Below are 22,510 nucleotides of genomic sequence, written 5' to 3' on the forward strand. Positions count from 1 at the left end.
TCATCAGCACAGAAGCGAGATTATGAAGCATTTCGTTTGTCTCGTCAACCCCTCGTTTTTCGCTACATCGTTTTGTTGTCGACGCTGCGTTTCGCGAGGGACAGAACTATACCAAGGGCCACGCCCGCTGGCAAGGGTAAAATATCGGATTCTTCGATTCGGACCCTGGCCCATGATCACCCCTGTACAGAATGCCGCGCTCGCAGCCCAGCTCGATAACGCTATTAATAACAAAACGAAGCCGCTGGGCAGCCTGGGCGCGCTCGAAGCACTGGCCAGACAAATCGGTCTGATCCAAAACACCCGCCGCATCAAGATAGAACAGCCCGCCATTCTGGTATTTGCCGCCGACCATGGCGTGGTAGCGGAAGGCGTTTCGGCCTACCCGCAGGACGTCACCTGGCAGATGGTGGAGAATTTTTTGGCAGGCGGCGCCGCTATCAATGTGTTCGCCGCACAGAACAACTGCGCGCTGCGCGTGATCGACGCGGGCGTCAATCACGACTTCGGGCCGCGCGATGGCCTGACCGACCGCAAGCTGGCGCACGGCACCCATAACTTCGCCCACGAACCAGCCATGAGCCGCGACCTGTGCGAAACCGTGCTGGCCGCCGGCATGGCGCTGGTGGCGGAACATCCCGGCAACGTGATCGGCTTCGGCGAAATGGGCATCGGTAACACCACCGCCGCCGCCGCGCTGATGCACAAGCTGACCGGCATCCCCGTCGCGCAATGCGTGGGCGCCGGCACTGGCCTGTCGGCGCAAGGCATCCTGCGCAAGCAGCACGTGATCGAAGCGGCCGTCGCCAGACACGTCGGCGTGACCGACCCGCTGGACGTGCTGGCCACCTTCGGCGGTCTGGAAATCGCCATGATGGCAGGTGCCATGCTGAAGGCGGCCGAGTTACGCAAGCTGCTGCTGATCGACGGCTTTATCGTCACCAGCGCACTGCTGGTTGCCGCGCGCATGCAGCCCGCCATTCTCGATTACTGTGTGTTCGCCCACTGCTCCGATGAGAGCGGCCATCAACAGATGCTGGATGCGCTGGGCGCCAGACCGCTGCTGAACCTGGGCCTGCGCCTGGGCGAAGGCACCGGCTGTGCGCTGGCGCTGCCGCTGCTGCACGCCGCCGTCAACTTCCTGAACCAGATGGCCACCTTCGAATCGGCCCAGGTCAGCGAGAAGTCCGAGTAAGCGCCGTGCATCAGGTACGCCTGTTCTTCACCGCGCTGCAGTTCTTTACCCGCCTGCCGATTCCGGGCTGGGTGGGATTCGATCCCGCGTGGCTGAACCAGGCCGCGCGCTACTTTCCGCTGGTCGGCGTAGTCGTGGCGCTGATTACCGGCGCCAGCTACGCGTTGGCCGCCTGGTTCCTGCCAGAGGCGGCGGCGGCGGTGATCTCCACCGCCGTCGGCATCTACATCACCGGCGCCTTCCACGAAGACGGCTTTGCCGACATGTGCGACGGTTTCGGTGGCGGCATGACGCAGGCCCGCATCCTGGAAATCATGAAGGATTCGCGCATCGGCGCATATGGCGCCATCGGCATGGTCTGCATGCTGGCGCTGAAACTGACCACGCTGTCGATGCTGCCGCCGCTGGCCGCCATCGGCGCGCTGCTGACCGCCCATCCGCTGTCACGGCTGATGGCGACCACGCTGATCTGGCGCCTCGACTACGCCCGCGCCGAAGGCAAGGCCAAACCGCTCGCGCAGCAGATCAACACCTCGGAATTCCTCATCGCCGCGTTCACCGCGATGCTGCCCGCGCTGCTGGTCGCCTGGCTGCATTGGCTGCCTTCCCATGCACTGGTCTATGGTGTGATCGCCATGGCCACCGCCACGCTGTGGCTGGCGCGCCTGTTCGTGCGCCGCATCGGCGGCTACACGGGCGACTGCCTGGGCGCCGTGCAGCAGGTGACGGAAGTGCTGCTCTACGTGGCGGTGTTGGCCAGCTTCCAGCACGGTGCGCTGTCGGCATGGAGCTGATACTGGTGCGCCACCCGCAGCCGCTGGTCGCGCCGGGCGTGTGCTACGGCCGCACCGATCTCGCCGTCGCACCGGAGCTGCTGCAACAGACCGGTGCCGCACTGCGTGCCATGCTGCCCGCCGATGCGCCACTCTACTCCAGCCCTCTGCGCCGCTGCGCCGAACTGGCCACGCTTCTGTCGCCGCGGCCGCGCCACGACGCCCGTCTGGCCGAAATCGACTTCGGCGCCTGGGAAATGCGACCATGGGATGACATCCCGCGCGCCGACATCGACGCCTGGGCCGCCGACATGGTCCACTACCGTCCCGGCGGCGGCGAAAGCGTGTTGCGGATGGCCGAGCGCATCGCCTCCTTTTACAACGACCTTCAGCGCCAGCCCGACGAGGGCGGCCAGATCGTGGTGATCTGCCACGCGGGCGCGATGCGGCTGCTAAGCGCCTGCCATGCCGGCCTGGCGCCTGCGGAGATGGCCCGGCAGGCCGCGCAAACCGCCCATCAAATCCCTTATGGGGCGACGCTGATCCTGCACGCCCGCAGCTGAAACCCGTATAATGTGCGGGTTTTGGTGCTCGCGCGTCCGCTCGGATGCGCAGTTAAACGGGAAACACGAAGCCTGATTCAAGGCCAGCGTGTGCTGCCCCCGCAACGGTAAGCAAGTGTCGCCGCAGTACGCGACAAGCCGCCTCTGACAACCACTGTGCTCCGGCATGGGAAGGTAAGGCGGTCCAACTTGCCAGCCCGGATACCGGCCAGACCAGGTGGAAGCGGGCGCGCCCCGCTTCTGTTCACAATTGGCCTACGGGGACGTCGGCCGGTTGCTATTAACAGAAATAACATCATGACCCTTCGTATCTCCCGTCCCGCGGCGCTGTCGTCGCTGGCTCTGGCCATGGCTGCCGTCCATGCGCACGCCGAACCGGCCGACACCATCGTCGTCACCGCCACCCGCACGCCGCAAGCGCTGGCCAACGTCATCAGCGACACCATCTCCATCAGCAGCGAGCAGATCGCCGAATCCGGCGCCGGCTCCATCGTCGACCTGCTGCAGCGCCAGCGCGGCATCGAGATCGCCCGCAACGGCGGCGCCGGCACTTCATCCAGCGTCTACATCCGCGGCGCCAACAGCAACCAGAACATCGTGCTGGTGGACGGTGTGCGCATCGGCTCCTCGACCACCGGCGCCGCCAACTGGAGCGCGATTCCGCTGACCGCCATCGACCATATCGAAATCGTCTACGGCCCGCTGAGCTCCCTGTACGGCGCCGACGCCATCGGCGGCGTGATCCAGATCTTCACCAAGAAGGGCAAGGGCGCGCCGGCTGTGACGGGCTTTGTGGGGTACGGCAGCGACAAGACCCGCGAAGGCGACGCCACCCTGTCCGGCGCCACCGGCGGTGAGCACAGCTTCAGCTATGCCATCAGCGCCGGCAAGGAAAAATCGGACGGCTTCTCGGCCACCCGCCCGGGGGCATCCGGTTACAACGCCGACCGGGATGGCTATGACAAGGAAAACGTCTCAGGACAATTCAGCCTGCAGCTGGCGCACGGCTACGAAGCCGGTGCGCTGTTCTTGCACAGCAAACTGGAATCGCAGTACGACAACGGCGCCTCGGCCTACGACGTGCGCAGCAAGGCCCTGTTCGAGACCGCAGCGGTCTACGGCAAGGCGCAATTTGTCGCCAACGTCGACACGCTGCTGCAGTATGCGGAGAGCAAGGACAATGGCGAGAACTGGAGCAAAGCCAGTGCTGACGGTTACTCGCGCATCAACACCAAGCAGCAGGACATCACGCTGCAAAACGACATCCGCATTGGCGAAGATGTGCTGCAAGTGCTGTACGATCACCGCAAGGAAGAAGTGGACACCAACGGCTCGCGTGACCTGAACCGCGACCGCACGACCAACTCCTGGGCCGCCTCGTACAACGCGCGCCGCGGCGCCAACCTGCTGAACGCCTCGATCCGCCGTGACAACTCGGTGTACGGCTCGAAGAACACCGGCTCCCTCGGCTACGGCTACGACTTCACCAAACAGTTGCGCGCCACCGCCAGCTACGGCAGTAGCTTCCGCGCACCGACCTACAACGAGTTGTACTTCGCCGGCTACGGCAACCCGGCCAACAAGCCGGAAGAAGGCAAAAACGCCGAAGTCGGCATCCGCTGGGATGACGGCGTCAACGCCCTGAGCGCCAACTACTACCACAACCGCCTGAGCAACCTGCTGGTCAACACCACGCCATGTCCTTACTCGGGCTATGCCTCCAGTTGCGTCTACAACGTCAACAAGGCGACGCTGGAGGGCGTGACCATCGCCGGCGCGACCAAGCTGGCGGGTGTCAACCTCAACGCCAGCATCGACCTTCAGGACCCGAAAGACGACAGCACCGGCAAACGCCTGGCCCGTCGCTCCAGGAAGCATGGCAACTTGGGCGCCGACTACAGTTTCGGCCCCCTCAAGCTGGGCGCGGAACTGGACGTCTCGGGTGACCGCTACGATGATGCCGCCAACAAGAACCGCCTGGGTGGCTATGGCCTGGTGAACCTGTTTGCCACCTATGCCTTCACCAAGGACTGGTCGGCGCTGGTCCGCTGGAACAACATCGCGGACAAACAGTACGACCTGGCGCGCTTCTACGCCACGCCGGGCTCCAAGGTGTTCGCCGGCATCCGTTACGGCTACAAATAATGGTGTAACCTGCCGGGGATAACCTCCCTGGCAGTTTTAATTCGAAAGTAGTGCATGCATTCTTTCTCCCGCAATCTGCGACGTCGCGCGTCCCTCACTCTGGGTGGCCTGCTGTTGTTCGCGTTTGCCAGCCTGATTTTTTCGGGCATGACCGGTTCGGTCCAGATTCCCCTTTCCGATATCCCCGCAGCGCTCAATGAGCTGCTGCACGGCCAGCAATCGACCCTGGCCGCCACTTTGCTCGATTTGCGCGTCAGCCGCGCGGTCGCCGCTTTCGTCACCGGCGCCGCGCTGTCGCTCGCTGGCGTGATGATGCAGGCCCTGCTGCGCAATCCGCTGGCCGACCCTTATGTGTTGGGCGTTTCCGCCGGCGCCTCGGTAGGCGCCCTGGCCGCGCTGATGTTCATGTGCGCCGCCTGGATGGTAGACGCCGCGGCCTTCGGCGGCGCCGTCGCCGTCGCCATGATGCTGTACGCGCTGGCGCGACGCGACCTGCGCAGCGGCACCGCAGCCGAAGGCGGTACCGCCCAGCTGCTGCTGACCGGCGCCATCCTGTCCTCCGGCTGCATGGCGCTGGTGACGCTGATGCTGTCGATCGCGCCCGAAAGCCGCCTGCGCAGCATGGTGTTCTGGATGATCGGCGACCTGTCCGGCACCCAGATGCGCTGGATGCCTTGGGTGGTGCTGATCGCCTCCATGCTGTACGCGCTGCGCAGCGCACGCGCCATGAATGTGATGGCCCTGCATGCGGAAGCCGCCGCCACGCTGGGCATCAACGTCGGCGCTTTGCGCAAGGGCCTGTTCTTCGTCTCGGGCTTGCTGACCGCCAGCGCCGTCACCAGCGCGGGGTCGATCGGCTTCGTCGGCCTGATCGTGCCGCACGCCTGCCGCTTCGCGGTCGGTCCCGACCACCGCATCCTGATCCCCGCCGCCACCATCGGCGGCGGCACTTTCCTGCTGCTGGCCGACACCCTGGCCCGCACCGCGCTGGCGCCGCAGCAGCTGCCGGTCGGCGTGGTCACGGCGCTGATCGGCGCGCCGGTATTCCTGTACCAACTCCACCGTCTGCGCAAATGATGATCAGCACCCACCATTTATCATTGACGGCCGGCCAGCGCCAGCTGGTGACGGACCTGAACTGGCAGGTGCGCGAAGGCGAATGCTGGAGCATCATCGGCCGCAACGGCGCCGGCAAGAGCACCCTGATGCGCACCATGGCCGGACTGCGCGCCGCCGATGACGGCCACGTGGCCCTGAGCGGGAGGCCACTGGCCGACTGGCCGCTGGACGAACTGGCGCGCCAGCGCGCCTTCCTGGCGCAAAGCCGCAGTGACGCCTTTGCCTACAGCGTGATCGAAACCGTGCTGTCGGCGCGCCATCCCTACCACGGCAACCGCTACTGGGAAGACAGCGACGATCACGCCATCGCCCTCAAGTCGCTGCAAGCGATGGAAGTGGCCGACCTGGCGGCGCGCGATGTGCGCACCCTGTCCGGCGGCGAGCGTCAGCGCGTGGCCATCGCCGCCATGCTGGCGCAGGACACGCCGCTGCTGCTGCTCGATGAGCCCGCCAACGCGCTGGACCTGGCGCATCAGGTCAGCGTGATGAGCATCCTGGCTCGCCTGTGCCGTGAGCAGAACAAGACCGCTGTCATGATCGGTCACGACCTGACGCTGGCGCACAGCGTCTCCACCCACGCGCTGCTGTTGAAAGGCGATGGCCGCTGGCTGGCTGGCGCCAAGGCGGAAGTCATGCGGGCCGACCTGCTCAGCGATTATCTTGGCCATCCGATCGAAATTCTGCAGCACGGCCAGCGCAGCATCTTTATACCGAAAGAAGAGTCCATAGCATGAGCGACGACATCAACCAACGCCACCGCGCCCGCATGGAGCGCAAGAAGGCCATCATCGACGCCAAGATCGCCGCCGCCGACAAGGAGATCGGCATCATCATCGTCAACACCGGCAACGGCAAGGGCAAGAGCTCCAGCGGCTTCGGCATGGCGATCCGCGCCATGGGCCACGGCATGAAGGTCGGCGTGGTCCAGTTCATCAAGGGCGCGATGCAGACCGGCGAAGAAAAATTCCTGCGCCGATTCCCTGAAGAGATCAGCTTCCACGCCATGGGCGAAGGCTACACCTGGGAGACGCAAAACCGCGAACGTGACATCGAAAAGGCGCAGCTGGCGTGGGAACAGGCGAAGCGCTTCCTGGCCGATCCCGCCATTGGTCTGGTGGTATTCGATGAACTGAACATCGCCCTCAAATACCGTTACCTCGACGTTGAGGTAGTGATCAACGATCTGCTGGCGCGGCCGTCCATGCAGCACGTGGTGATTACCGGCCGTGGCGCGCCGCCGGAGCTGATCGAGATCGCCGACACCGTCACCGAGATGAACGTGGTCAAACATGCTTTCAAGGCCGGCATCGCCGCGCAGGCGGGCACCGAATGGTAAAGGCGCTCCTGGTGGCGGCCGTGTCCTCGGGACAGGGCAAGACCACGGTGACGGCGGCGCTGGCGCGCAAACTGGTCAGGCTGGGCCGGCGCGTGCGCGTGTTCAAGTGCGGCCCGGACTTCATCGATCCCATGCTGCTGGAACGCGCCAGCGGCGCGCCGGTGCGCTCGCTCGACCTGTGGATGGTCGGGAAGGAGCTGTGCGCGCAGCAGTTGGCGCAGGCCGCCGCGGAAGCGGATGTGATCCTGATCGAAGGCGTCATGGGCCTGTACGACGGCACGCCGTCTTCGGCCGACCTGGCGCGAGAATTCGGCGTGCCGGTGATGGCGGTGATCGATGCGGGCGCCATGGCGCAAACCGCCGGCGCGCTGGTGCACGGCCTGCGCGATTACGGCCCGGTGGAGATGGCCGGGGTCATCGCCAACCGCGTCGCCAGCGAAGGTCATGCCAAGATGGTCGCAACTTCGCTGCGCGATATTCCCCTGTTCGCCACCCTGCCCAAGCAGGCCAGGTCGCTGCCGGAGCGACACCTGGGACTGGTGCTGCCGGGTGAAGTCAACGGAATCGATCAACTGCTCGACAACCTGGCCGACCAGCTGGTGTTCGATGAGGCGGCGTGGGACCGCCTGCCCCCGGTGGACCTGGCGATGCCGGCATCAGCCGCGGCGCAGCCCGCGCTGCTGGCCGGGAAAACCATCGCCATCGCGCGCGACCCGGCGTTCATGTTCCTGTATCCCGCCAACCTGGACACCCTGCGCGCAATGGGCGCCACGCTGAAATTCTTCTCGCCGCTGGCCGACCAGCCCGTGCCAACGGAAGCCGATGCAGTCTATCTGCCCGGCGGCTATCCCGAACTGCACGCGGAACAGCTGTCGCAAGCCGCGACATGGCGCGCGTCGATCCGCGCAGCCCAAGCGGCAGGCGTGCCGATCGTCGCCGAATGCGGCGGCATGATGGCGCTGGCCGATACGCTCACCGATCAGCAGGGTGCGACGTGGCCGATGGCCGGGCTGCTGCCCGGCGCTGTGGCGATGCAGCCACGCCTGGCGGGGCTGGGATCGCAGGGATTGCCCACGCCGCAGGGCGTATTGCGCGGCCACACCTTCCACTACTCGAAACTGGCGACCGAAGTCGAACCGGCCGCGTACACTATCAAGCATCCCTCCGCTATGCAGGGGGAGGCATGGTATCGTGTCGGCACGCTGTCGGCTTCGTACTTCCACGCCTACTATCCGTCCAATCCGGCGGCAGCCGCCGCCTTGTTCCTTGGGAGTGTGAAATGACACGTACACTGGTTCTGGGCGGCGCCCGCTCAGGCAAAAGCGCCTACGCCGAACGCCTCGCCGCCGACTCGGGCAAGGAGGTGGTCTACATCGCCACCGCCACCGCCGGCGACAACGAGATGGCCGCGCGCATCGCCCACCACCGCGCCGGCCGCCCGGCCGAATGGACCACCGTCGAAGAACCGCTGGCACTCGGCAACCAGCTGCTGCGCTGGTCCTCGCCGGATCGCGTGATCATGGTCGACTGCCTCACGCTCTGGCTCAGCAACCTGCTGTTCAGCGGCGGCGCCGACTATCCGGAGGTCGGCGAGATCACTTTGCCCGCGCTGTTCCATGAGCAGCAGGACATGCTGGCCAGCGCATTGACCAAATGCGCCAGCGATATCGTCATGGTGTCGAACGAGGTCGGGCTGGGCATCATGCCGATGGGCGCGGTGTCGCGCTGCTTCCTCGATGAGCAGGGGCGTCTGAACCAGGCCGTCGCCTCCATCTGCGACCGCGTGGTGTTCGTCGCCGCCGGTCTGCCGCTGGCTTTAAAAGGGCAGCTGTGCTGAGTGGACCTGGTTTTTCCGCCATCGCCGCGCTGATGGTGCTCGGCGTGCTGCTGGATTGGTGGTGGGGCGAGGTGCGCCGCTGGCATCCGCTGGTCGGCTTCGGTAATCTGGCGATGGCGCTGGAGCGCCGCCTCAACGGCGAAGTACCGCTGCGCTTCATGCGTGGCGCGCTGGCCTGGATGCTGGCCGTCGTGCCGCTGACCGCGCTGGCCGCCCTGCTGATCTGGGCACTGGCCGTGCCGCTGGCGCAAGCCGCCGCACATGCGCTGATGCTGTATTTTTGTCTTGGCCTGCGCAGCCTGCGCGATCACAATCTGCCGATTGCCGACGCGCTGGCGCGCCACGATCTGCCGTCCGCGCGCCGCCTGACGTCGTACATCGTCAGCCGCGATACCACCAGCGCCAGCGAAGTGGAACTGACCAGGGCCAGCGCCGAATCGCTGCTGGAAAACGGCAACGACGCGGTATTCGGCACACTGTTCTGGTTCATGGTGGCCGGCGGCCCCGGCGCGGTCCTGTTCCGCATGGCGAACACGCTGGACGCGATGTGGGGCTATCGCACGCCGCGTTTTCTGCAATTCGGCTGCGCAGCCGCTCGCATCGACGACGCGCTGAATTTCATTCCGGCGCGCCTGACCGCGCTGTCCTACGTCCTGCTGGCGCCCGGCCTGCGGGGCAAACGCCGCGCATGGCAATGCTGGCGCGTCCAGGCCCCGGCGTGGGACAGCCCGAATGCCGGGCCCACGATGTCCAGCGGCGCCGGCGCCCTCGGTGTGCAGTTGGGCGGCGCCGCGACCTACCATGGCGAACTCGAATACCGTCCCATGCTTGGCGACGGTCCGCCCGCCACCGGCGCGGATATCGGCCGCGCGTGGCAGTTGGTGGCGCGCACCACGGCGCTGTGGCTGGCAATCGCCTGCGCCACCGCCGCAACGATGGAGTACCTGCATGCTTGAACACGGCGGCAATCTGCGCGACGCCGCACAACGCTTTGGCCGCGACGACTGGCTCGATCTGTCGACCGGCATCAATCCACGCTGGTATCCGGTCCCCACTCTGCCCGGCGATGCGTGGCACCGCCTGCCCGAACCCGATCCCGCGCTGGCCGCCGCCGCTGCCGCCTACTACGGCGCGCCGTTGATGCTGCCGGTGGCCGGTACGCAGGCAGCGATCCAGGCGCTGCCCCGCTTGCGCAAGCCATCGCGCGTGGCGGTCAGCGCGCCTTCCTACGCGGAGCATGCGCATCACTGGAGCGACCATGGTCATGCCATGACCCTGACGCCGTACGCGCAGCTGGACGCCGCCGTCGCGCAAAACGATGTGGTGGTGGTGGTCAATCCGAACAATCCCACCGGCGCGCTGGTGCCGGCGGCACAGCTGCTGCAATGGGCGGAGCAATTGGCCGCGCGCGGCGGCTGGCTGGTGGTCGACGAGGCATTCGGCGACACCGCACAGCAACACAGCGTTGCCTCGCACAGCGACCGCCCGGGCCTGATCGTGCTGCGCTCGGTCGGCAAGTTCTTCGGCCTGGCCGGCATCCGGCTCGGCTTTGTCGCCGCGCATCCAGCGCTGCTGGGCGAGCTGGCCGACCTGCTGGGTCCATGGACCATCAGCGGCCCGGCCCAGCACATCGCACTGGCGGCGCTGCGCGACACAGCCTGGCAGGCGGAGACGCGCGACTATTTGCGCACGAACGGCGATCGTCTGCGTGCGCTGCTGGCGGCGCACGACATCCGATCCGGCGGCACGGACCTGTTCCAGTGGTGGGCCGCCCCCGAGCCGGAAGCGTTCTGGCAGCACATGGCCGAACGCGGCATCTGGATACGTTTATTCAAACAAGCGGCACGCGGCGTGCGTCTCGGCCTGCCACCCGACGAAGCAGGCTGGCGGCGCCTGCAAACCGCACTCACCGAATGGAGCAAATGATGACAAACATGACCAGGCCACCACGCGCAACGCAGTGCATCACGGCAGCCCTGCTGCTGGCAGCCGCCATGGCCGGCACCGCAGCAGCGGCGCCGGTCTCGGTGCGCGATGACGACGGCAACGTGGTCACCCTGCCGAAACCCGCTCAGCGCATCATCTCCATGGCACCGCACGTGACGGAACTGCTGTTCGCCGCCGGCGGCGCCGACAAGATCGTCGGCACCGTCACCTACAGCGACTATCCCGAAGCGGCGAAAAAAATCCCGCGCGTCGGCGACAACCGCCTGATCGACATGGAACGCGTGGCCGCCATGAAGCCGGATCTGATCGTGATCTGGATGCACGGTGGCTTTGAACGCCAGATCGAAGGGCTGCGCAAACTCGGCATCCCGCTGTTTCATAGTGAGCCGACCAGACTCGATGGCATCGCCGAGAACCTGGAACACCTGGGCCAGTTGATGGGCACCGAGACTGTCGCCAACGCCGCGGCCGCCGATGTACGCGCGCAGTTCGCCGCGCTGACCAGACAATATGCCGCGCGTCCGCCGGTGCGTCTGTTCTACCAGGTATGGGACAAGCCGCTCTACACCCTGAGCGGCAAATCCATCGTCAGCGATTCGATCCGGCTGTGCGGCGGCGTCAACATCTTCAACGATCTGAAAGTGACCGCACCGGTGGTCAGCGTGGAAGCCGTGCTACAGGAGAACCCCGAGGCCATCTTCGGCACCAGCGAAAAGGACTACGGCAGCGTCGACCTGTGGAAGCCATATACCAACCTGCTGGCGACCAAAAACAACAACCTGTTCCGCCTGCAGGGCGACCTGCTGAACCGCGCCGGCCCACGGATGGTGGCCGGCACCAAAGCCCTGTGCGAGAAAATCGAAGAAGCCCGACAGCACCGCAAGAACTGATATGTACTTCCCTCACACCACCCTGATGGTTCAGGGCACCACCTCCGACGCGGGCAAAAGCACCGTGGTCGCCGCCCTGTGCCGCCTGCTCAAAAGGCAGGGACTGCGCGTGGCGCCGTTCAAGCCGCAGAACATGGCGCTCAACAGCGCCGTCACCGCGGACGGCGGTGAAATCGGCCGCGCCCAGGCGCTGCAGGCCATTGCCGCCGGCGTGGCGCCCCATACGGACATGAATCCGGTGCTGCTCAAGCCATCCAGCGACACCGGCGCCCAGGTCATCATCCACGGCAAGGCGCGCGCCGAGATGAATGCGCGCGACTATCACCAGTACAAAACGGTCGCCATGCAGGCCGTGCTCGAATCGCATCAACGCCTGCTGAAGCAATATGACTGCGTGATCGTCGAAGGCGCCGGCAGCCCGGCCGAAATCAACCTGCGCGAGCGCGATATCGCCAACATGGGCTTCGCCGAGAAGGTCGATTGCCCGGTGGTGCTGGTGGCGGATATCGACCGCGGCGGCGTGTTCGCTCACCTCGTCGGCACCCTGGCCTGTCTTTCGGAGAGCGAACGCCGGCGCACCATCGGCTTTGTCATCAACCGCTTCCGCGGCGACATCAAGCTGCTGGAGCCGGGACTGGAATGGCTGGAACAGCAGACCGGCAAGCCGGTGCTGGCCGTGCTGCCCTACCTGCACGGCCTGTTCCTCGATGCGGAGGACGCGGTGCAGCCGGTGCAGGCGGCACGCGGCGCCTTCCGCATCGTCGTCCCCAGCCTGCCGCGCATGAGCAACCACACCGACTTCGACGCCCTGCGCGTGCACCCTGACGTCGACCTGCATTTCGTCCGCCAGGGCCAGCCGATACCGCCGGCCGACCTGATCATCCTCCCCGGCAGCAAGAATACGCGCGGTGACCTGGCCTGGCTGCGCGCCGAGGGCTGGCCGGACTACATCCAGCGCCACCTGCGTTATGGCGGCAAGGTGATCGGCGTCTGCGGCGGATTCCAGATGCTGGGCCGCAGCGTCAGCGACCCGCTGGGCATGGAAGACAAGGCTGGCGCTTCGGCCGGCCTGGGTCTGCTCGACATGTGCACCGAAATGAGCCCTGACAAGCGGCTGGAGCAGGTGCACGGCGTCTGCGCCTTCGGTGAGACGCAGGCGCCGGTCAGCGGCTACGAGATTCACATGGGCGTTTCCACCGGCGGCGCTTTCGACACGCCGGCCTTCATTATCGACGGTCGTGCCGAAGGCGCGCGCTCGGCCGACGATCAGATTCTCGGCACTTATTTGCACGGCCTGTTCGACACGCCGCAGGCGGCCAACGCCCTGCTGCGCTGGGCCGGTCTGCACGGCCAGAACGCGGTGGACACCAGCGTCCTGCGCGAAGCCAGCCTGGATCGCATCGCCGACGCCACCCAGCCCCTCCTCGACGCACTGATCGCACTGAAATGAACCCGCACGCCTATACCGAAACCGAAATCGCCGGCGTCTACCGCGCCATCCGCGAGCGCCGCGACGTGCGCCACTTCAAAGCCGGTCCGCTGGAGCCGGGACAGCTGGAGCGCTTCCTGACCGCCGCTCACCATGGTCCCAGCGTCGGCTACATGCAGCCCTGGCGCTTCGTCCGCATCACCAACACCGGTCTGCGTGCGCGCATCCACCAGCACGTCAACGAAGAACGCATCAAGACCGCCGAGGCATTGGGCAAGCGCGCCGACGACTTCATGCGGCTCAAGGTCGAGGGCATCCTGGAATGCGCGGAAGTCTTGGTGGTGGGCCTGATCGACAAGCGCGACGAGTATATTTTCGGCCGCCGCACCATGCCGGAGATGGACCTGGCTTCCGCCGCCTGCGCGCTGCAGAACTTCTGGCTGGCCGCGCGCGCGGAAGGCATAGGCGCCGGCTGGGTATCCATGTTCGATCCACAAACGCTGCGCCAACTGGTCGGCATGCCCGAGGGCAGCCAGCCGATCGCCGTGCTGTGCGTCGGCCAGGTGGAAGAATTCTACAGTGCGCCCATGCTGGAGCTGGAAAAGTGGGACCAGCGCCGCCCGCTCGGCGAAATCATGTTCGAAAACAGCTGGGGGCACGAGCCTTAGGCGCGGCACTCCTCGATGCGGCGGTTGCCCGGTCCGGGCAGCACGCGCAGGCTGCGGTCGGTGGTTGCGGTAAATTCGTGCTTGAACACCGTATCGACAAAGCGCCAGTCGCAGCGTACCTCCGCGTGACTGGCGGTGACGATCATGTAGCCGCGCTTGCTGGTCTGCGCGTAGTACAGCGGCTCGATCAGATCCACCATCATCGCCGCCACGTCCTCCGGATCGCGGTCCGGATACGCTCCCTCCATGCCCGGTGACGACACCGACGCCGTCGCAAACTCCACGCCGACCTGTCGGCCCTGCGCGTCGCGCAGGTCGCTGGCCCAGGCATTGTGCGTGTCGCCGGCCAGAACCACCATGTTCTTGCGGTGCTTGCGCATCATCTCGAACACCTGCTCGCGGTCGGCCTGATAGCCGTCCCAGGAATCCAGATAGCAGGGCAGGGTCGCGCCGGACAGCCAGCGCTTCTGCTTGTCGTTGACGCAGGAAGGGTCGGCTGCGGCGCGTCGTTTGAGCGCCGCGAAATCGGTGGAATTACATTCACCCATCACCACCGCCGCCGGATACTCCATGCGCGCCATCAGCACCTGCTGCCCCAGCATCTGCCAGCGCGCGGACGAGCGGCTCACCTGCCCCTCCAGCCACGCCATCTGCTCGCGGCCTATCATCTGGCGGCGCGGCGAACACACGTCCTGTTTGTACTTTTCCTCGTCGAAGCGGCGATGCTCGTCATAGTAGGACGACAGCATCAGCTGCTGGTCACGGCCGATCAGCCGCGTATCCAGCATGTGCAGCGAGACGATGCCGCCGAAATCGAAGGAGCGGTAAATACGGTCCGGCGCCGCCGCATCCGGCACGCGGATCGGCATCCACTCGTGATACGCGGTCAGCGCCGCCAGCTTGCGCAGCTCGAACGGCCCGTACTTCGCGGTCTTGTGATCGACCGAGCCGTCGCGCCAGGTGTCGTCGGCAAACTCGTGGTCGTCCCAGACGGTGATAAAGGGCATGGCCGCATGCACCGCCTGCAGATCGGGATCGCTGCGGTACTGCGCATAGCGGCGGCGATAGTCCTCCAGCCGCAGCAGCAGTTCGCGCGGTTCGGACACACGGCCCAGCGCCTCTGCATTGCCGCAGGCGTAGCCGGTGCTTTCATATTCGTAGATGTAATCGCCGATGTGCAGCGCGGCGTCGATATCGTCCTGGCGCGCCGCGTCGGCATACACGTTGAAATAACCTGCAGGATAGTTCGAGCACGAGAACACCGCCAGCCGCACCTGGCGCGCATCCGCGCGCGCCAGCGTCCTGGTGCGGCCGATCACCGATTTGTCGCCCTCGGCCGCGAACTGGTAGTAGTACACGTGGCCCGCCAGCAGTCCCGTCGCATCCACCTTGACGGTGTAATCGCGCTGCGCGGAGGTGGTGACACTGCCCTGCGCGATCACCTGCTGCATGGCGGAATCGGTGGCCACCTGCCAGCGTACCGCGATGTCGCCGGGCTGTGAGGGTGTGACGCGCGTCCACAGGATCACGCGGTCGCTGAGCGGATCGCCGCTGGCCACGCCGTGACGGAAGCCCGGCGCGCCGCTCTCGCCCATGCCGCCGCCGGTGCTGGTGCAGCTGCTCAAACCCGCCGCGCTCACACCCAGCAGCGCGGTCGACGCGGCCATCCGGCGGATAAACGTGCGGCGCCCTGGCGGCATAGCCGGTTTGATCTGCATGAGCTCCCCCTTAGGCCGTAGCGATGCCCGCAACTTACGCCCCATACGTGACATGCGTGTGACCGCCGCATTTATTTTGTGTGACAATCACGCTATGAATGACACCGCCGCCAAGAGTTACCTGCCCTGGGTCGTCGCCACCGCCCTGTTCATGGAGCAGTTGGACTCCACCATCGTCAATACGGCCATTCCATCGATGGCGGCCAGCCTGCAGGTCACGCCTCTGAGCCTGAAGGCGGTGGTCACCAGCTATATTCTGAGCCTGGCGGTGTCGATCCCGATCAGCGGCTGGATGGCGGACCGCTTCGGCACGCGCCGCGTGTTCATGACGGCGATCGGCATCTTCACCATCGCCTCGGTGCTGTGCGGCCTGTCGGTCAGTTCGCCGATGCTGGTGGCGGCGCGGCTGCTGCAGGGCTTCGGCGCGGCCATGATGATGCCGGTCGGGCGCCTGACCATCGTGCGCACCTATCCCAAGAGCGAGCTGCTGGCGGCGATGAACTTCGTCATCATCCCGGCGCTGATCGGCCCCCTGCTCGGCCCCACCATCGGTGGCCTGATCGTGCACTGGCTGTCGTGGCGCGAGATTTTCTTCATCAACGTGCCGGTGGGGCTGGTGGCGATCTTCCTCGCGCACCGCTACATGCCCGATTACAAAGGCGATCACACGCGGCCACTGGACGTCATCGGCTTCGTGCTGTTCGGCACCGGCGTCGCGCTGCTTTCCTGGCTGCTGGAGATTTTCGGCGAACACCGGCTCGATGTGACCTCCACCACGGTGCTGTTCCTGCTGTCGATCGCGCTGCTGGGCGCCTACATGTGGCATGCGCAGGAGGCGCAGTTCCCGCTGCTGCGGCTGGCCCTGTTCAAGATCCGCACCTTCCGCGTGTCGGTGCTGGGCGGTTTCATCACCCGCATCGGCGTCGGCGGCCTGCCGTTCCTGCTGCCGCTGCTGTACCAGCTGGGACTCGGCCTGCCGGCCTGGCAATCGGGCCTGCTGATGATGCCGTCCGCCGCCGCCGCCATGTTCATGAAGTTCATCTCGGCCCGCGTGCTGGCGCGCTTCGGCTACCGCCAGGTGCTGGTGGTGAACACGCTGCTGATCGGCGTCACCATCAGCATGTTCAGCTTCGTCAGGGAAGGCACGCCGCTGTATGTGATCGTCGCCATCGCGCTGTGCCAGGGCTTCTTCAATTCGCTGCAGTTCTCCAGCATGAACAGCATCGCCTACGCGGACGTCGACCAGGCCGATTCCAGCATGGCCAGCACCATGGCCAGCTCGATGCAGCAGCTGTCGATGAGCTTCGGGCTGGCGGCCGGCTCGCTGGTCACCGGTTGGTTCCTCGGCGACCTGCCGCAGTCCAACCGCGCGGCGCTGACCTCGGCCCTGCACCACGCCTTCATGACGCTGGCGGTGCTGACGGCGTTGTCGTCGCTGGTGTTCTATTCCCTGCGCAGGACCGACGGTGAGGCCATCAGCATGGCGAAGCGCTCGGACGCACAATCAGCCGATTGACATAGGCGTCCAGCCGCAACGGGCCGTCGTAGCGCTCGGGCGTATACATGTAGGCATAACTGGGCAGCAGCGAGTACTGAATCTGCAGCATCAGGCGCGGCTGCAGCTGCGGCGACGCGCCCTTGTGGATGCCGGCCGTATCGACCGCGAAGCAGAAACCGCTGGTGCCGGTGGCGGTCAGCAGCATGTCGGCGCTGTTGGCCTCGAAGATCTCGCGGTCGCTGTAGAAACGCAGCCGCACCGGCGCCCGTGTCAGATGACTGCCGTGCAGGTACACGTGCGGGCCGGCATCGCCATCGACGTCGGTCAGGTAGACCAGCACCTTCAGATAGCGCCAGTCCTCGGAATCGCGGTGGAACGCCTGCAGCGCGCTGTTGCCATCCACCGGGAACGACCAGCGCAGTCCCAGCGCGGAAATGGTCGGCTTGCATTCCATGTAACGCGCCGCCAGCCCCAGCAGCGGCGGACTGTTGGCCAGCGCCAGAATGTGCGGGCAGGCAATCACGTCATGCAGCGCGTAATCGGCCACGCGCACGTCGTGCGGCCGCGCGGCCAGCGTGAAGCCCGGGCGTTCACGGTCGCGGTCGTTCAACAGCTTGTCGCTGAGCCAGTTGCGGATGTCTTCGCACTGGAGCGCGTCCAGCAGGTTGCCCAGCGGCGCATAACCGCTGCGGTACAGCGCCGCCAGGGCCGCATCTTCGGCCGGGGTGGCTGCATATAATTCCTTGCCGGAGCCCTCGCGCAGCCGCAGCGCGCCAGTCAGCGTCCGCACCACGAGACGCCGCAGGCGCGGGTGCGTTACGAGGCGCTGACTGTAATACAACAGGCTGTGCAGCGGGGCGAATTGGCGGCCAGGCTTGAGCTGCGCGTATTCCATCGGGCTGTCCTCCCAGAGTCACCCCTGAGAAGGTAACAACCCAGAAGGTCAGCCGCTTTGATGTGGACTAAGCTTTGGCGTTGCGGCGGCGTGCAACCGCGCCCACCAGCGCCAGACCGGCGAACAGCATGGCGTAGGTCGACGGTTCCGGCACCGCCGCCAGTACCTCGGTGTAAGTGCCGTCGAAGGCGTAGCTCACGCCCTGGCCGTTGATGTGGGTGGCGCCCAACAGCGCCAGGAAGCCGGCGTCGGCCGAGTAGTCGCCCAATAGGCGGAATGCATATTGGCCCCCGGCAGCTTCGGTAAAGTTCAGGGTCTTGCCATCGACCACGATGCCCAGCGCGCCGAAGGTCAGTGTGGAGCCGCCCAGCAGCACCGACGAACTGTCCAGCAGCGACAGGCTGGCGAAGCTCTGGCCATCCACACCGGCGCCGCTTAGCTGCAGCGTGCCGCCGTTCAGTACCAGCTTGCCGTCTGCCGACAGCCGATTGGCGCCGGCCAGGATCAGGGTGCCGCCGCTCAGCCAGGTCGCGCCGGCGTAGCTGCTCTGGCCGCTCAAAATGACTTGGCCGCCCAGCACTTCCACCCTGCTGAAGTTGGCGATGGCGCCGCTGTAGGCGAAGCCGTTGCCGGCGCCCGGGTTCAACATCAGCGTGTTCTGGCCGCCGCCGCCGCCGTCGATGCTGCCGTTGATGACGCCGCCGTTGATGGTCACGCGGTTGACGCCGCCGCCAAGCGCGATCGCCTTGCCGCTGCTGGCGCCGTCGATGGTGCCGGCGGTGATGATGGTGGTATTGTTGCCGTTGCCCACGATCGCCGCATTCCGCGTGCCACCGCCGACGATGGACGCGCCGGCCTGGTTGTTGATGGTCACGGTATAGCTGTTGGTGGCGCCCACCACCACGATGGCGGCATCGTTCTGGCCACGGATCAGACCGCCGCCGAAGTTGGTGATGACGGCATTGCCATACAAGCCTTCGCGCGTGCCTTCAGGTGCGCCCTTTACATCGTTGCCGGCCAGCGTAATGCCGCGACCGGTGGCAATGGTGTTGCCGGCGCCGACCAGCCCCTCGATGGTGCCATAGTTGCCAATGCTGCCGCCACCGACGCTGATGCCTTCGCTGTAGGCCCGGGTTTCGCCGGCCGCAGGCATGGCGTTCAGCGAGCGGATGATGCCGCGATTGGTGATGTAGGCGATGCCGTCCTGGTCGATGCCATCGCCGTCGCCGCTGATGCCGTTGCCGGTGATGGTGCCATCGTTGGTCACGTACAGCACTTGCTTGCTGCTGTAGCCGTCAAGGTTCAGGCCCGAGCCATTCATGCCGCGGATCACGCCGCCGGCATCGTTGATCACGGTGATTTTGAAGGCGGTGTCGCCGTCCGGGCCGCCGGTGATGCCATGCCGGCCGCCTTCGATCAGGCCGCCGCCCTTGTTGAGTACCTGGATACCGGTATTCGCCTGCAGGTCGACGCCATCGCTGCTGCCGGTGCTGGTCACCGACTGGATGGTGCCCCAGTTGTTGATGATGCCGTTGAGGCCGGGACGCACCGCGTCCGCCTCGGTCGCCTTCAGCAGGCCCCAGTTGTTGACGGTGTTGGCGCCGGTGACGGCATTCAGGTCCACCGCCTGCGCACCGCCTGCGCTGGCATTCAGCGAAATCATCGAGCCGTAGTTGTTCAGCGTGACGCTGGCGTTGGCCTGGGCCGCCTGGAACACGTCGCCGTCCGCCGATTGCATCAGGGCGCCCCGGTCGCTGAGGCTCAGGCCGTTGTTGATGACCAGTGTCTGCACGCCGGTATTGTCGCGGATCACGCGACCGGTGCCGGTCTGCTTGATCGTGCCCTGGTTGTTGAGGGTGACGTTGTTGCCGGAGACCGTGACCGCATTGTCCTTGCCGCTGACGATCAGCGAGCCGCTGGCGGCCACCGTGCCGCTCTGGCCGGCCGCCAGGGTTTGCGGCTTGGTGCTGGCGCCGGTGATCGTACCGGGAAAATCGGCCGCCGTGGCGGCGCCGATCGGCAGCGCCGCGAGCAGCAGGAATTGGATGGCGGAGGAAGATTTCGGCAAGGCGATCTGCATGGCGGCGTCCCGTTGAGGATATGAGCAAACTTTTAATATCCCATAGAATTATTACAAGCTTATGACCGCGATGTGACCAGGTGCCATCCCCACCGCGCATGGGAATGGCACGCAAGCCGGCGCTTAGAACGTGTTCAGCGCCTTGGCAAACTTGATCAGCCACAACCGGCTCGGACGTTCGACGTCGCTGCCGCGCGCAACGCGGATCGCATTGCCGGCGGTGCAGCCGGCCGCGCTGCTGGTGATGATCGCGCCATTCGCGTCGATATTGCACTTGGTGACATCCGCATCCTCCACCGCCTTGCCGTTGGCGTCGAACACCTTGGTCTTCAGGCCGAAATCGTTATCGTTGGCCAGCGCCAGGGTGTTGCCGTCGACGATGGTGAGACCTTCGGCTTTCTCGGCCAGCCAGCCGATCGCGTTCAGGTCCAGCAACAAGGTTTTCTTCAGCGTGGTGACCGCCTTCCAGTCGGCGCCATTGACGGCCACGCCACCCATGCTGCTCTTCTCCAGATCGGACGTGGCCGGATTGAAGGCCGCCGCCGCGATATCGGTGGCCGCGCCGATTTCCACCAGCATCAGTTTGTTGAACACCTTGCCGCCGGGCAGAGCGCCCTGCTCGATCACGATGAATTTGCCATTGCCCAGCGCGACCACATCGCCGAGCTTGGCATTGCCGGTGCGGCCATCCTGATAGTCGGTGGCGGCCAGCGGATAAGCGTACATCTTGCCCGACTTGCCGCTATTCGGATCGAACTCCACCCAGCGGGTGAAGGCGGCGTAGCGTTCGATCGCCTCGCTCTTGCCGGTGACGCTGTAGGTGGCGTTGCCGTCGGTGAGGGGGCTCTGCAGGAACCCGTGCAGCTTGTCGGTGCTGGTGTCCAGCGCCAGGCCTTCCATGCCGCGGTTGGCGCGCCGCTTCAGGAAAATCTCCGGCAGGCCGCTGCCCGGGGCGTACTTGTTGAGGATGATGCCGGTGGCCGGATCGATCTTGACGATGAACGGCCCGTACTCATCCGACACCCACAGCACGTTGCGCTTCTTGTCGACCACGATCGCTTCCGTATCCAGGCCGTTGGCATCGAAGCTGGCCTTGCTGTTGGCGTTGTATTTCAAGTCGTCCAGCACCGGCAGCTCGGCCGAGTTGCCGACCGTGCCGGGTGGAATGGCCAGGCCGCTGGTTTTCACATTGGCCGAGACCTTGATCGGCGTCGAGGCGGTCAGCACCGCACCGCTCTTGCCGACGGTGATCACGCCGAAGGCCGGAGCAAAGCTTGGCGATGGGAAGATTTTGGCGCCGGTCACGCCGCTGCCGCTGAGGGAAGGCAGGTTGGGACCGTCGCCGTTGGGGCCGCGGTCGGTCAGGCCGTAGAACTCCAGCTCGCCATTGGCGTTGGTGCCCTTGAAGGCCAGCGAGGAGCCGTAGGACGGCAGGAAACCCAGCGGGAAATCTTCCTTGACCTTGGCGTTGCTGCCTTCGTACGGGATGTAATAGCTGGCGGCGGCCTGCACCTGGTAGCGGGTCACGGTGACGGCGAAGACGCCCAGCGGCGTGGTCTGGCTGAACGTTTCGTTGACCGGCGTGCCGACCTTGGAGGCCAGCGTATCCTCGAAGTGCTCGCGCACCAGCGCGCGGCGGCTGTCGTCGACGCTGCGTGCGGCATATTTGGCGCCGGCCGCGCTCAGCGTGGCCGTCATTGCCGAGTTGAAGGCATCGGCGCCGGCATTGAAATCGGCGCTCTTCGACGCCAGCGCGGTCTTCACGTCGGCGGTCAGCTTGATGCCGTTGGCAGGATCGCTGTCCTCGTCCAGCAGCTGCAGGGCCAGCAGGCGGTTGACCACCTTGCTATCCTTGACGTCGCTGACGCCGGCCAGCTGCAGCGGCGTAATGGTGGCGGCGCACGGCGCGCTACCCAGCGCGATGCCGCCCACGCTGAAGGCGACCGTGTCGCCGGCGTAGCAGCTGAACTCGCCCTTGGCATTGGTGCTGGCCTTGGCGGCCGTGCCGGCCACGTAATCAAGGTTCTCCACGGCGCCGTCCAGAAACACGCCGGTCATTGCAACCTTGGCCGGCTGTTCCGGCGCCGCGGGATTGTCGCTGCCGCCGCAGCCGGCCAGCGCCGCGCCCACGGCCAAGGTCAACAGGGAAAGTTGGGGTACCAGTTTCATGTATTGCCTCTCTTCGGAATTATTTTCGAGCGGCGAGTCTATGTAACTGGCATGACAAGAGCATGACAAGGCATCAAGGCAGCAATTGCTGTCGGAAAAAAGCCGCAATCGCCTGGTATGCCCGGGAATTCAAGGGGATATATTAACGCAGCCCAATGACAAAAGGCCCGCTCATTGAGCGGGCCTTTCGAGGATAACTAGCTTGACGATAACCTACTTTCACACTGGTTGCAGCACTATCATCGGCG

At 65.6% G+C, this 22,510-nt stretch carries 19 protein-coding genes and 1 riboswitch; of the genes, 15 read left to right on the forward strand and 4 right to left on the reverse strand.

Annotated features, from left to right (window positions below):
- Positions 1-172: 172 nt before the first annotated feature.
- The 14 genes from cobT to bluB all read left to right on the forward strand — a co-directional run bounded on the left by cobT (position 173) and on the right by bluB (position 13,902).
- Complete coding sequence (cobT, locus tag E4L98_RS06825; RefSeq protein WP_135200814.1) at positions 173-1,195, forward strand: nicotinate-nucleotide--dimethylbenzimidazole phosphoribosyltransferase; 1,023 nt, start codon at positions 173-175, stop codon at positions 1,193-1,195.
- Between the two features lie 5 nt (positions 1,196-1,200).
- A complete protein-coding gene (locus tag E4L98_RS06830; RefSeq protein WP_135200815.1) occupies positions 1,201-1,989 on the forward strand; it encodes an adenosylcobinamide-GDP ribazoletransferase in 789 nt (262 codons plus the stop codon).
- A complete protein-coding gene (locus E4L98_RS06835; protein ID WP_135200816.1) occupies positions 1,980-2,531 on the forward strand; it encodes a histidine phosphatase family protein in 552 nt (183 codons plus the stop codon). The genes E4L98_RS06830 and E4L98_RS06835 overlap by 10 nt, the downstream gene beginning before the upstream one ends.
- 5 nt (positions 2,532-2,536) lie before the next feature.
- A riboswitch (cobalamin riboswitch) is annotated at positions 2,537-2,758 on the forward strand.
- A gap of 70 nt (positions 2,759-2,828) precedes the next feature.
- Complete coding sequence (locus tag E4L98_RS06840) at positions 2,829-4,676, forward strand: TonB-dependent receptor domain-containing protein (RefSeq protein WP_135200817.1); 1,848 nt, start codon at positions 2,829-2,831, stop codon at positions 4,674-4,676.
- A 54-nt stretch (positions 4,677-4,730) separates the two neighbouring features.
- Positions 4,731-5,753 carry a FecCD family ABC transporter permease gene (locus tag E4L98_RS06845; RefSeq protein WP_135200818.1) on the forward strand — a complete coding sequence of 341 codons (1,023 nt, stop codon included), beginning with the start codon at positions 4,731-4,733 and terminating at the stop codon, positions 5,751-5,753.
- Positions 5,753-6,529: an ABC transporter ATP-binding protein gene (locus tag E4L98_RS06850; protein WP_135200832.1), complete on the forward strand. Its 777-nt coding sequence runs from the start codon at positions 5,753-5,755 to the stop codon at positions 6,527-6,529. The genes E4L98_RS06845 and E4L98_RS06850 overlap by 1 nt, the downstream gene beginning before the upstream one ends.
- A complete protein-coding gene (gene cobO / locus E4L98_RS06855; RefSeq protein WP_135200819.1) occupies positions 6,526-7,131 on the forward strand; it encodes a cob(I)yrinic acid a,c-diamide adenosyltransferase in 606 nt (201 codons plus the stop codon). The genes E4L98_RS06850 and cobO overlap by 4 nt, the downstream gene beginning before the upstream one ends.
- Entirely contained in the window at positions 7,125-8,414 is a 1,290-nt protein-coding gene (locus E4L98_RS06860; protein ID WP_135200820.1) for a cobyrinic acid a,c-diamide synthase CobB, read from the forward strand. Before cobO ends, E4L98_RS06860 begins: the two co-directional genes overlap by 7 nt.
- Complete coding sequence (gene cobU, locus E4L98_RS06865) at positions 8,411-8,968, forward strand: bifunctional adenosylcobinamide kinase/adenosylcobinamide-phosphate guanylyltransferase (protein ID WP_135200821.1); 558 nt, start codon at positions 8,411-8,413, stop codon at positions 8,966-8,968. The genes E4L98_RS06860 and cobU overlap by 4 nt, the downstream gene beginning before the upstream one ends.
- Entirely contained in the window at positions 8,962-9,924 is a 963-nt protein-coding gene (gene cbiB, locus E4L98_RS06870; protein ID WP_135200822.1) for an adenosylcobinamide-phosphate synthase CbiB, read from the forward strand. The genes cobU and cbiB overlap by 7 nt, the downstream gene beginning before the upstream one ends.
- Positions 9,917-10,894 carry a threonine-phosphate decarboxylase CobD gene (gene cobD, locus E4L98_RS06875; RefSeq protein ID WP_135200823.1) on the forward strand — a complete coding sequence of 326 codons (978 nt, stop codon included), beginning with the start codon at positions 9,917-9,919 and terminating at the stop codon, positions 10,892-10,894. The genes cbiB and cobD overlap by 8 nt, the downstream gene beginning before the upstream one ends.
- Before the next feature lie 8 nt (positions 10,895-10,902).
- Complete coding sequence (locus E4L98_RS06880) at positions 10,903-11,805, forward strand: cobalamin-binding protein (RefSeq protein WP_135200824.1); 903 nt, start codon at positions 10,903-10,905, stop codon at positions 11,803-11,805.
- 1 nt (position 11,806) lies between these two features.
- Positions 11,807-13,255: a cobyric acid synthase gene (locus tag E4L98_RS06885; protein ID WP_135200825.1), complete on the forward strand. Its 1,449-nt coding sequence runs from the start codon at positions 11,807-11,809 to the stop codon at positions 13,253-13,255.
- Positions 13,252-13,902: a 5,6-dimethylbenzimidazole synthase gene (gene bluB / locus E4L98_RS06890; RefSeq protein WP_135200826.1), complete on the forward strand. Its 651-nt coding sequence runs from the start codon at positions 13,252-13,254 to the stop codon at positions 13,900-13,902. Before E4L98_RS06885 ends, bluB begins: the two co-directional genes overlap by 4 nt.
- On the opposite strand, the gene E4L98_RS06895 is transcribed toward bluB, so the two are convergent.
- On the reverse strand, positions 13,899-15,620 hold the full coding sequence (locus E4L98_RS06895) for an alkaline phosphatase D family protein (RefSeq protein WP_135200827.1): 1,722 nt from the start codon (positions 15,618-15,620) through the stop codon (positions 13,899-13,901). The two genes, bluB and E4L98_RS06895, sit on opposite strands and share 4 nt — an antisense overlap.
- Positions 15,621-15,714: 94 nt before the next feature.
- Between E4L98_RS06895 and E4L98_RS06900 the strand changes: the two genes are divergently transcribed.
- Positions 15,715-17,136: a DHA2 family efflux MFS transporter permease subunit gene (locus E4L98_RS06900; protein ID WP_135200828.1), complete on the forward strand. Its 1,422-nt coding sequence runs from the start codon at positions 15,715-15,717 to the stop codon at positions 17,134-17,136.
- Here E4L98_RS06900 and E4L98_RS06905 read toward each other — a convergent pair.
- From E4L98_RS06905 to E4L98_RS06915, 3 genes are all read right to left on the reverse strand, one after another.
- Positions 17,096-18,013, reverse strand: coding sequence for a phytanoyl-CoA dioxygenase family protein (locus E4L98_RS06905; protein ID WP_135200829.1), 918 nt, complete (start codon positions 18,011-18,013; stop codon positions 17,096-17,098). The two genes, E4L98_RS06900 and E4L98_RS06905, sit on opposite strands and share 41 nt — an antisense overlap.
- A gap of 67 nt (positions 18,014-18,080) precedes the next feature.
- Positions 18,081-20,093, reverse strand: coding sequence for an FxDxF family PEP-CTERM protein (locus E4L98_RS06910; RefSeq protein WP_135200830.1), 2,013 nt, complete (start codon positions 20,091-20,093; stop codon positions 18,081-18,083).
- 123 nt (positions 20,094-20,216) lie between these two features.
- Positions 20,217-22,262 carry an esterase-like activity of phytase family protein gene (locus tag E4L98_RS06915; RefSeq protein WP_135200831.1) on the reverse strand — a complete coding sequence of 682 codons (2,046 nt, stop codon included), beginning with the start codon at positions 22,260-22,262 and terminating at the stop codon, positions 20,217-20,219.
- Positions 22,263-22,510 lie beyond the last annotated feature (248 nt).

This window comes from Duganella callida, from assembly GCF_004614165.1.
Lineage (GTDB): Bacteria > Pseudomonadota > Gammaproteobacteria > Burkholderiales > Burkholderiaceae_D > Rugamonas > Rugamonas callida.

Bases quoted from the DNA above. Each gene is read 5' to 3' on its own strand.
- cobT (WP_135200814.1), top strand. From the start codon at position 173: ATGATCACCCCTGTACAGAATGCCGCGCTCGCAGCCCAGCTCGATAAC.
- E4L98_RS06835 (WP_135200816.1), top strand. From the start codon at position 1,980: ATGGAGCTGATACTGGTGCGCCACCCGCAGCCGCTGGTCGCGCCGGGC.
- E4L98_RS06840 (WP_135200817.1), top strand. From the start codon at position 2,829: ATGACCCTTCGTATCTCCCGTCCCGCGGCGCTGTCGTCGCTGGCTCTG.
- E4L98_RS06845 (WP_135200818.1), top strand. From the start codon at position 4,731: ATGCATTCTTTCTCCCGCAATCTGCGACGTCGCGCGTCCCTCACTCTG.
- E4L98_RS06850 (WP_135200832.1), top strand. From the start codon at position 5,753: ATGATCAGCACCCACCATTTATCATTGACGGCCGGCCAGCGCCAGCTG.
- cobO (WP_135200819.1), top strand. From the start codon at position 6,526: ATGAGCGACGACATCAACCAACGCCACCGCGCCCGCATGGAGCGCAAG.
- E4L98_RS06860 (WP_135200820.1), top strand. From the start codon at position 7,125: ATGGTAAAGGCGCTCCTGGTGGCGGCCGTGTCCTCGGGACAGGGCAAG.
- cobU (WP_135200821.1), top strand. From the start codon at position 8,411: ATGACACGTACACTGGTTCTGGGCGGCGCCCGCTCAGGCAAAAGCGCC.
- cobD (WP_135200823.1), top strand. From the start codon at position 9,917: ATGCTTGAACACGGCGGCAATCTGCGCGACGCCGCACAACGCTTTGGC.
- E4L98_RS06880 (WP_135200824.1), top strand. From the start codon at position 10,903: ATGACCAGGCCACCACGCGCAACGCAGTGCATCACGGCAGCCCTGCTG.
- E4L98_RS06885 (WP_135200825.1), top strand. From the start codon at position 11,807: ATGTACTTCCCTCACACCACCCTGATGGTTCAGGGCACCACCTCCGAC.
- bluB (WP_135200826.1), top strand. From the start codon at position 13,252: ATGAACCCGCACGCCTATACCGAAACCGAAATCGCCGGCGTCTACCGC.
- E4L98_RS06895 (WP_135200827.1), bottom strand. From the start codon at position 15,620: ATGCAGATCAAACCGGCTATGCCGCCAGGGCGCCGCACGTTTATCCGC.
- E4L98_RS06900 (WP_135200828.1), top strand. From the start codon at position 15,715: ATGAATGACACCGCCGCCAAGAGTTACCTGCCCTGGGTCGTCGCCACC.
- E4L98_RS06905 (WP_135200829.1), bottom strand. From the start codon at position 18,013: ATGGAATACGCGCAGCTCAAGCCTGGCCGCCAATTCGCCCCGCTGCAC.
- E4L98_RS06910 (WP_135200830.1), bottom strand. From the start codon at position 20,093: ATGCAGATCGCCTTGCCGAAATCTTCCTCCGCCATCCAATTCCTGCTG.
- E4L98_RS06915 (WP_135200831.1), bottom strand. From the start codon at position 22,262: ATGAAACTGGTACCCCAACTTTCCCTGTTGACCTTGGCCGTGGGCGCG.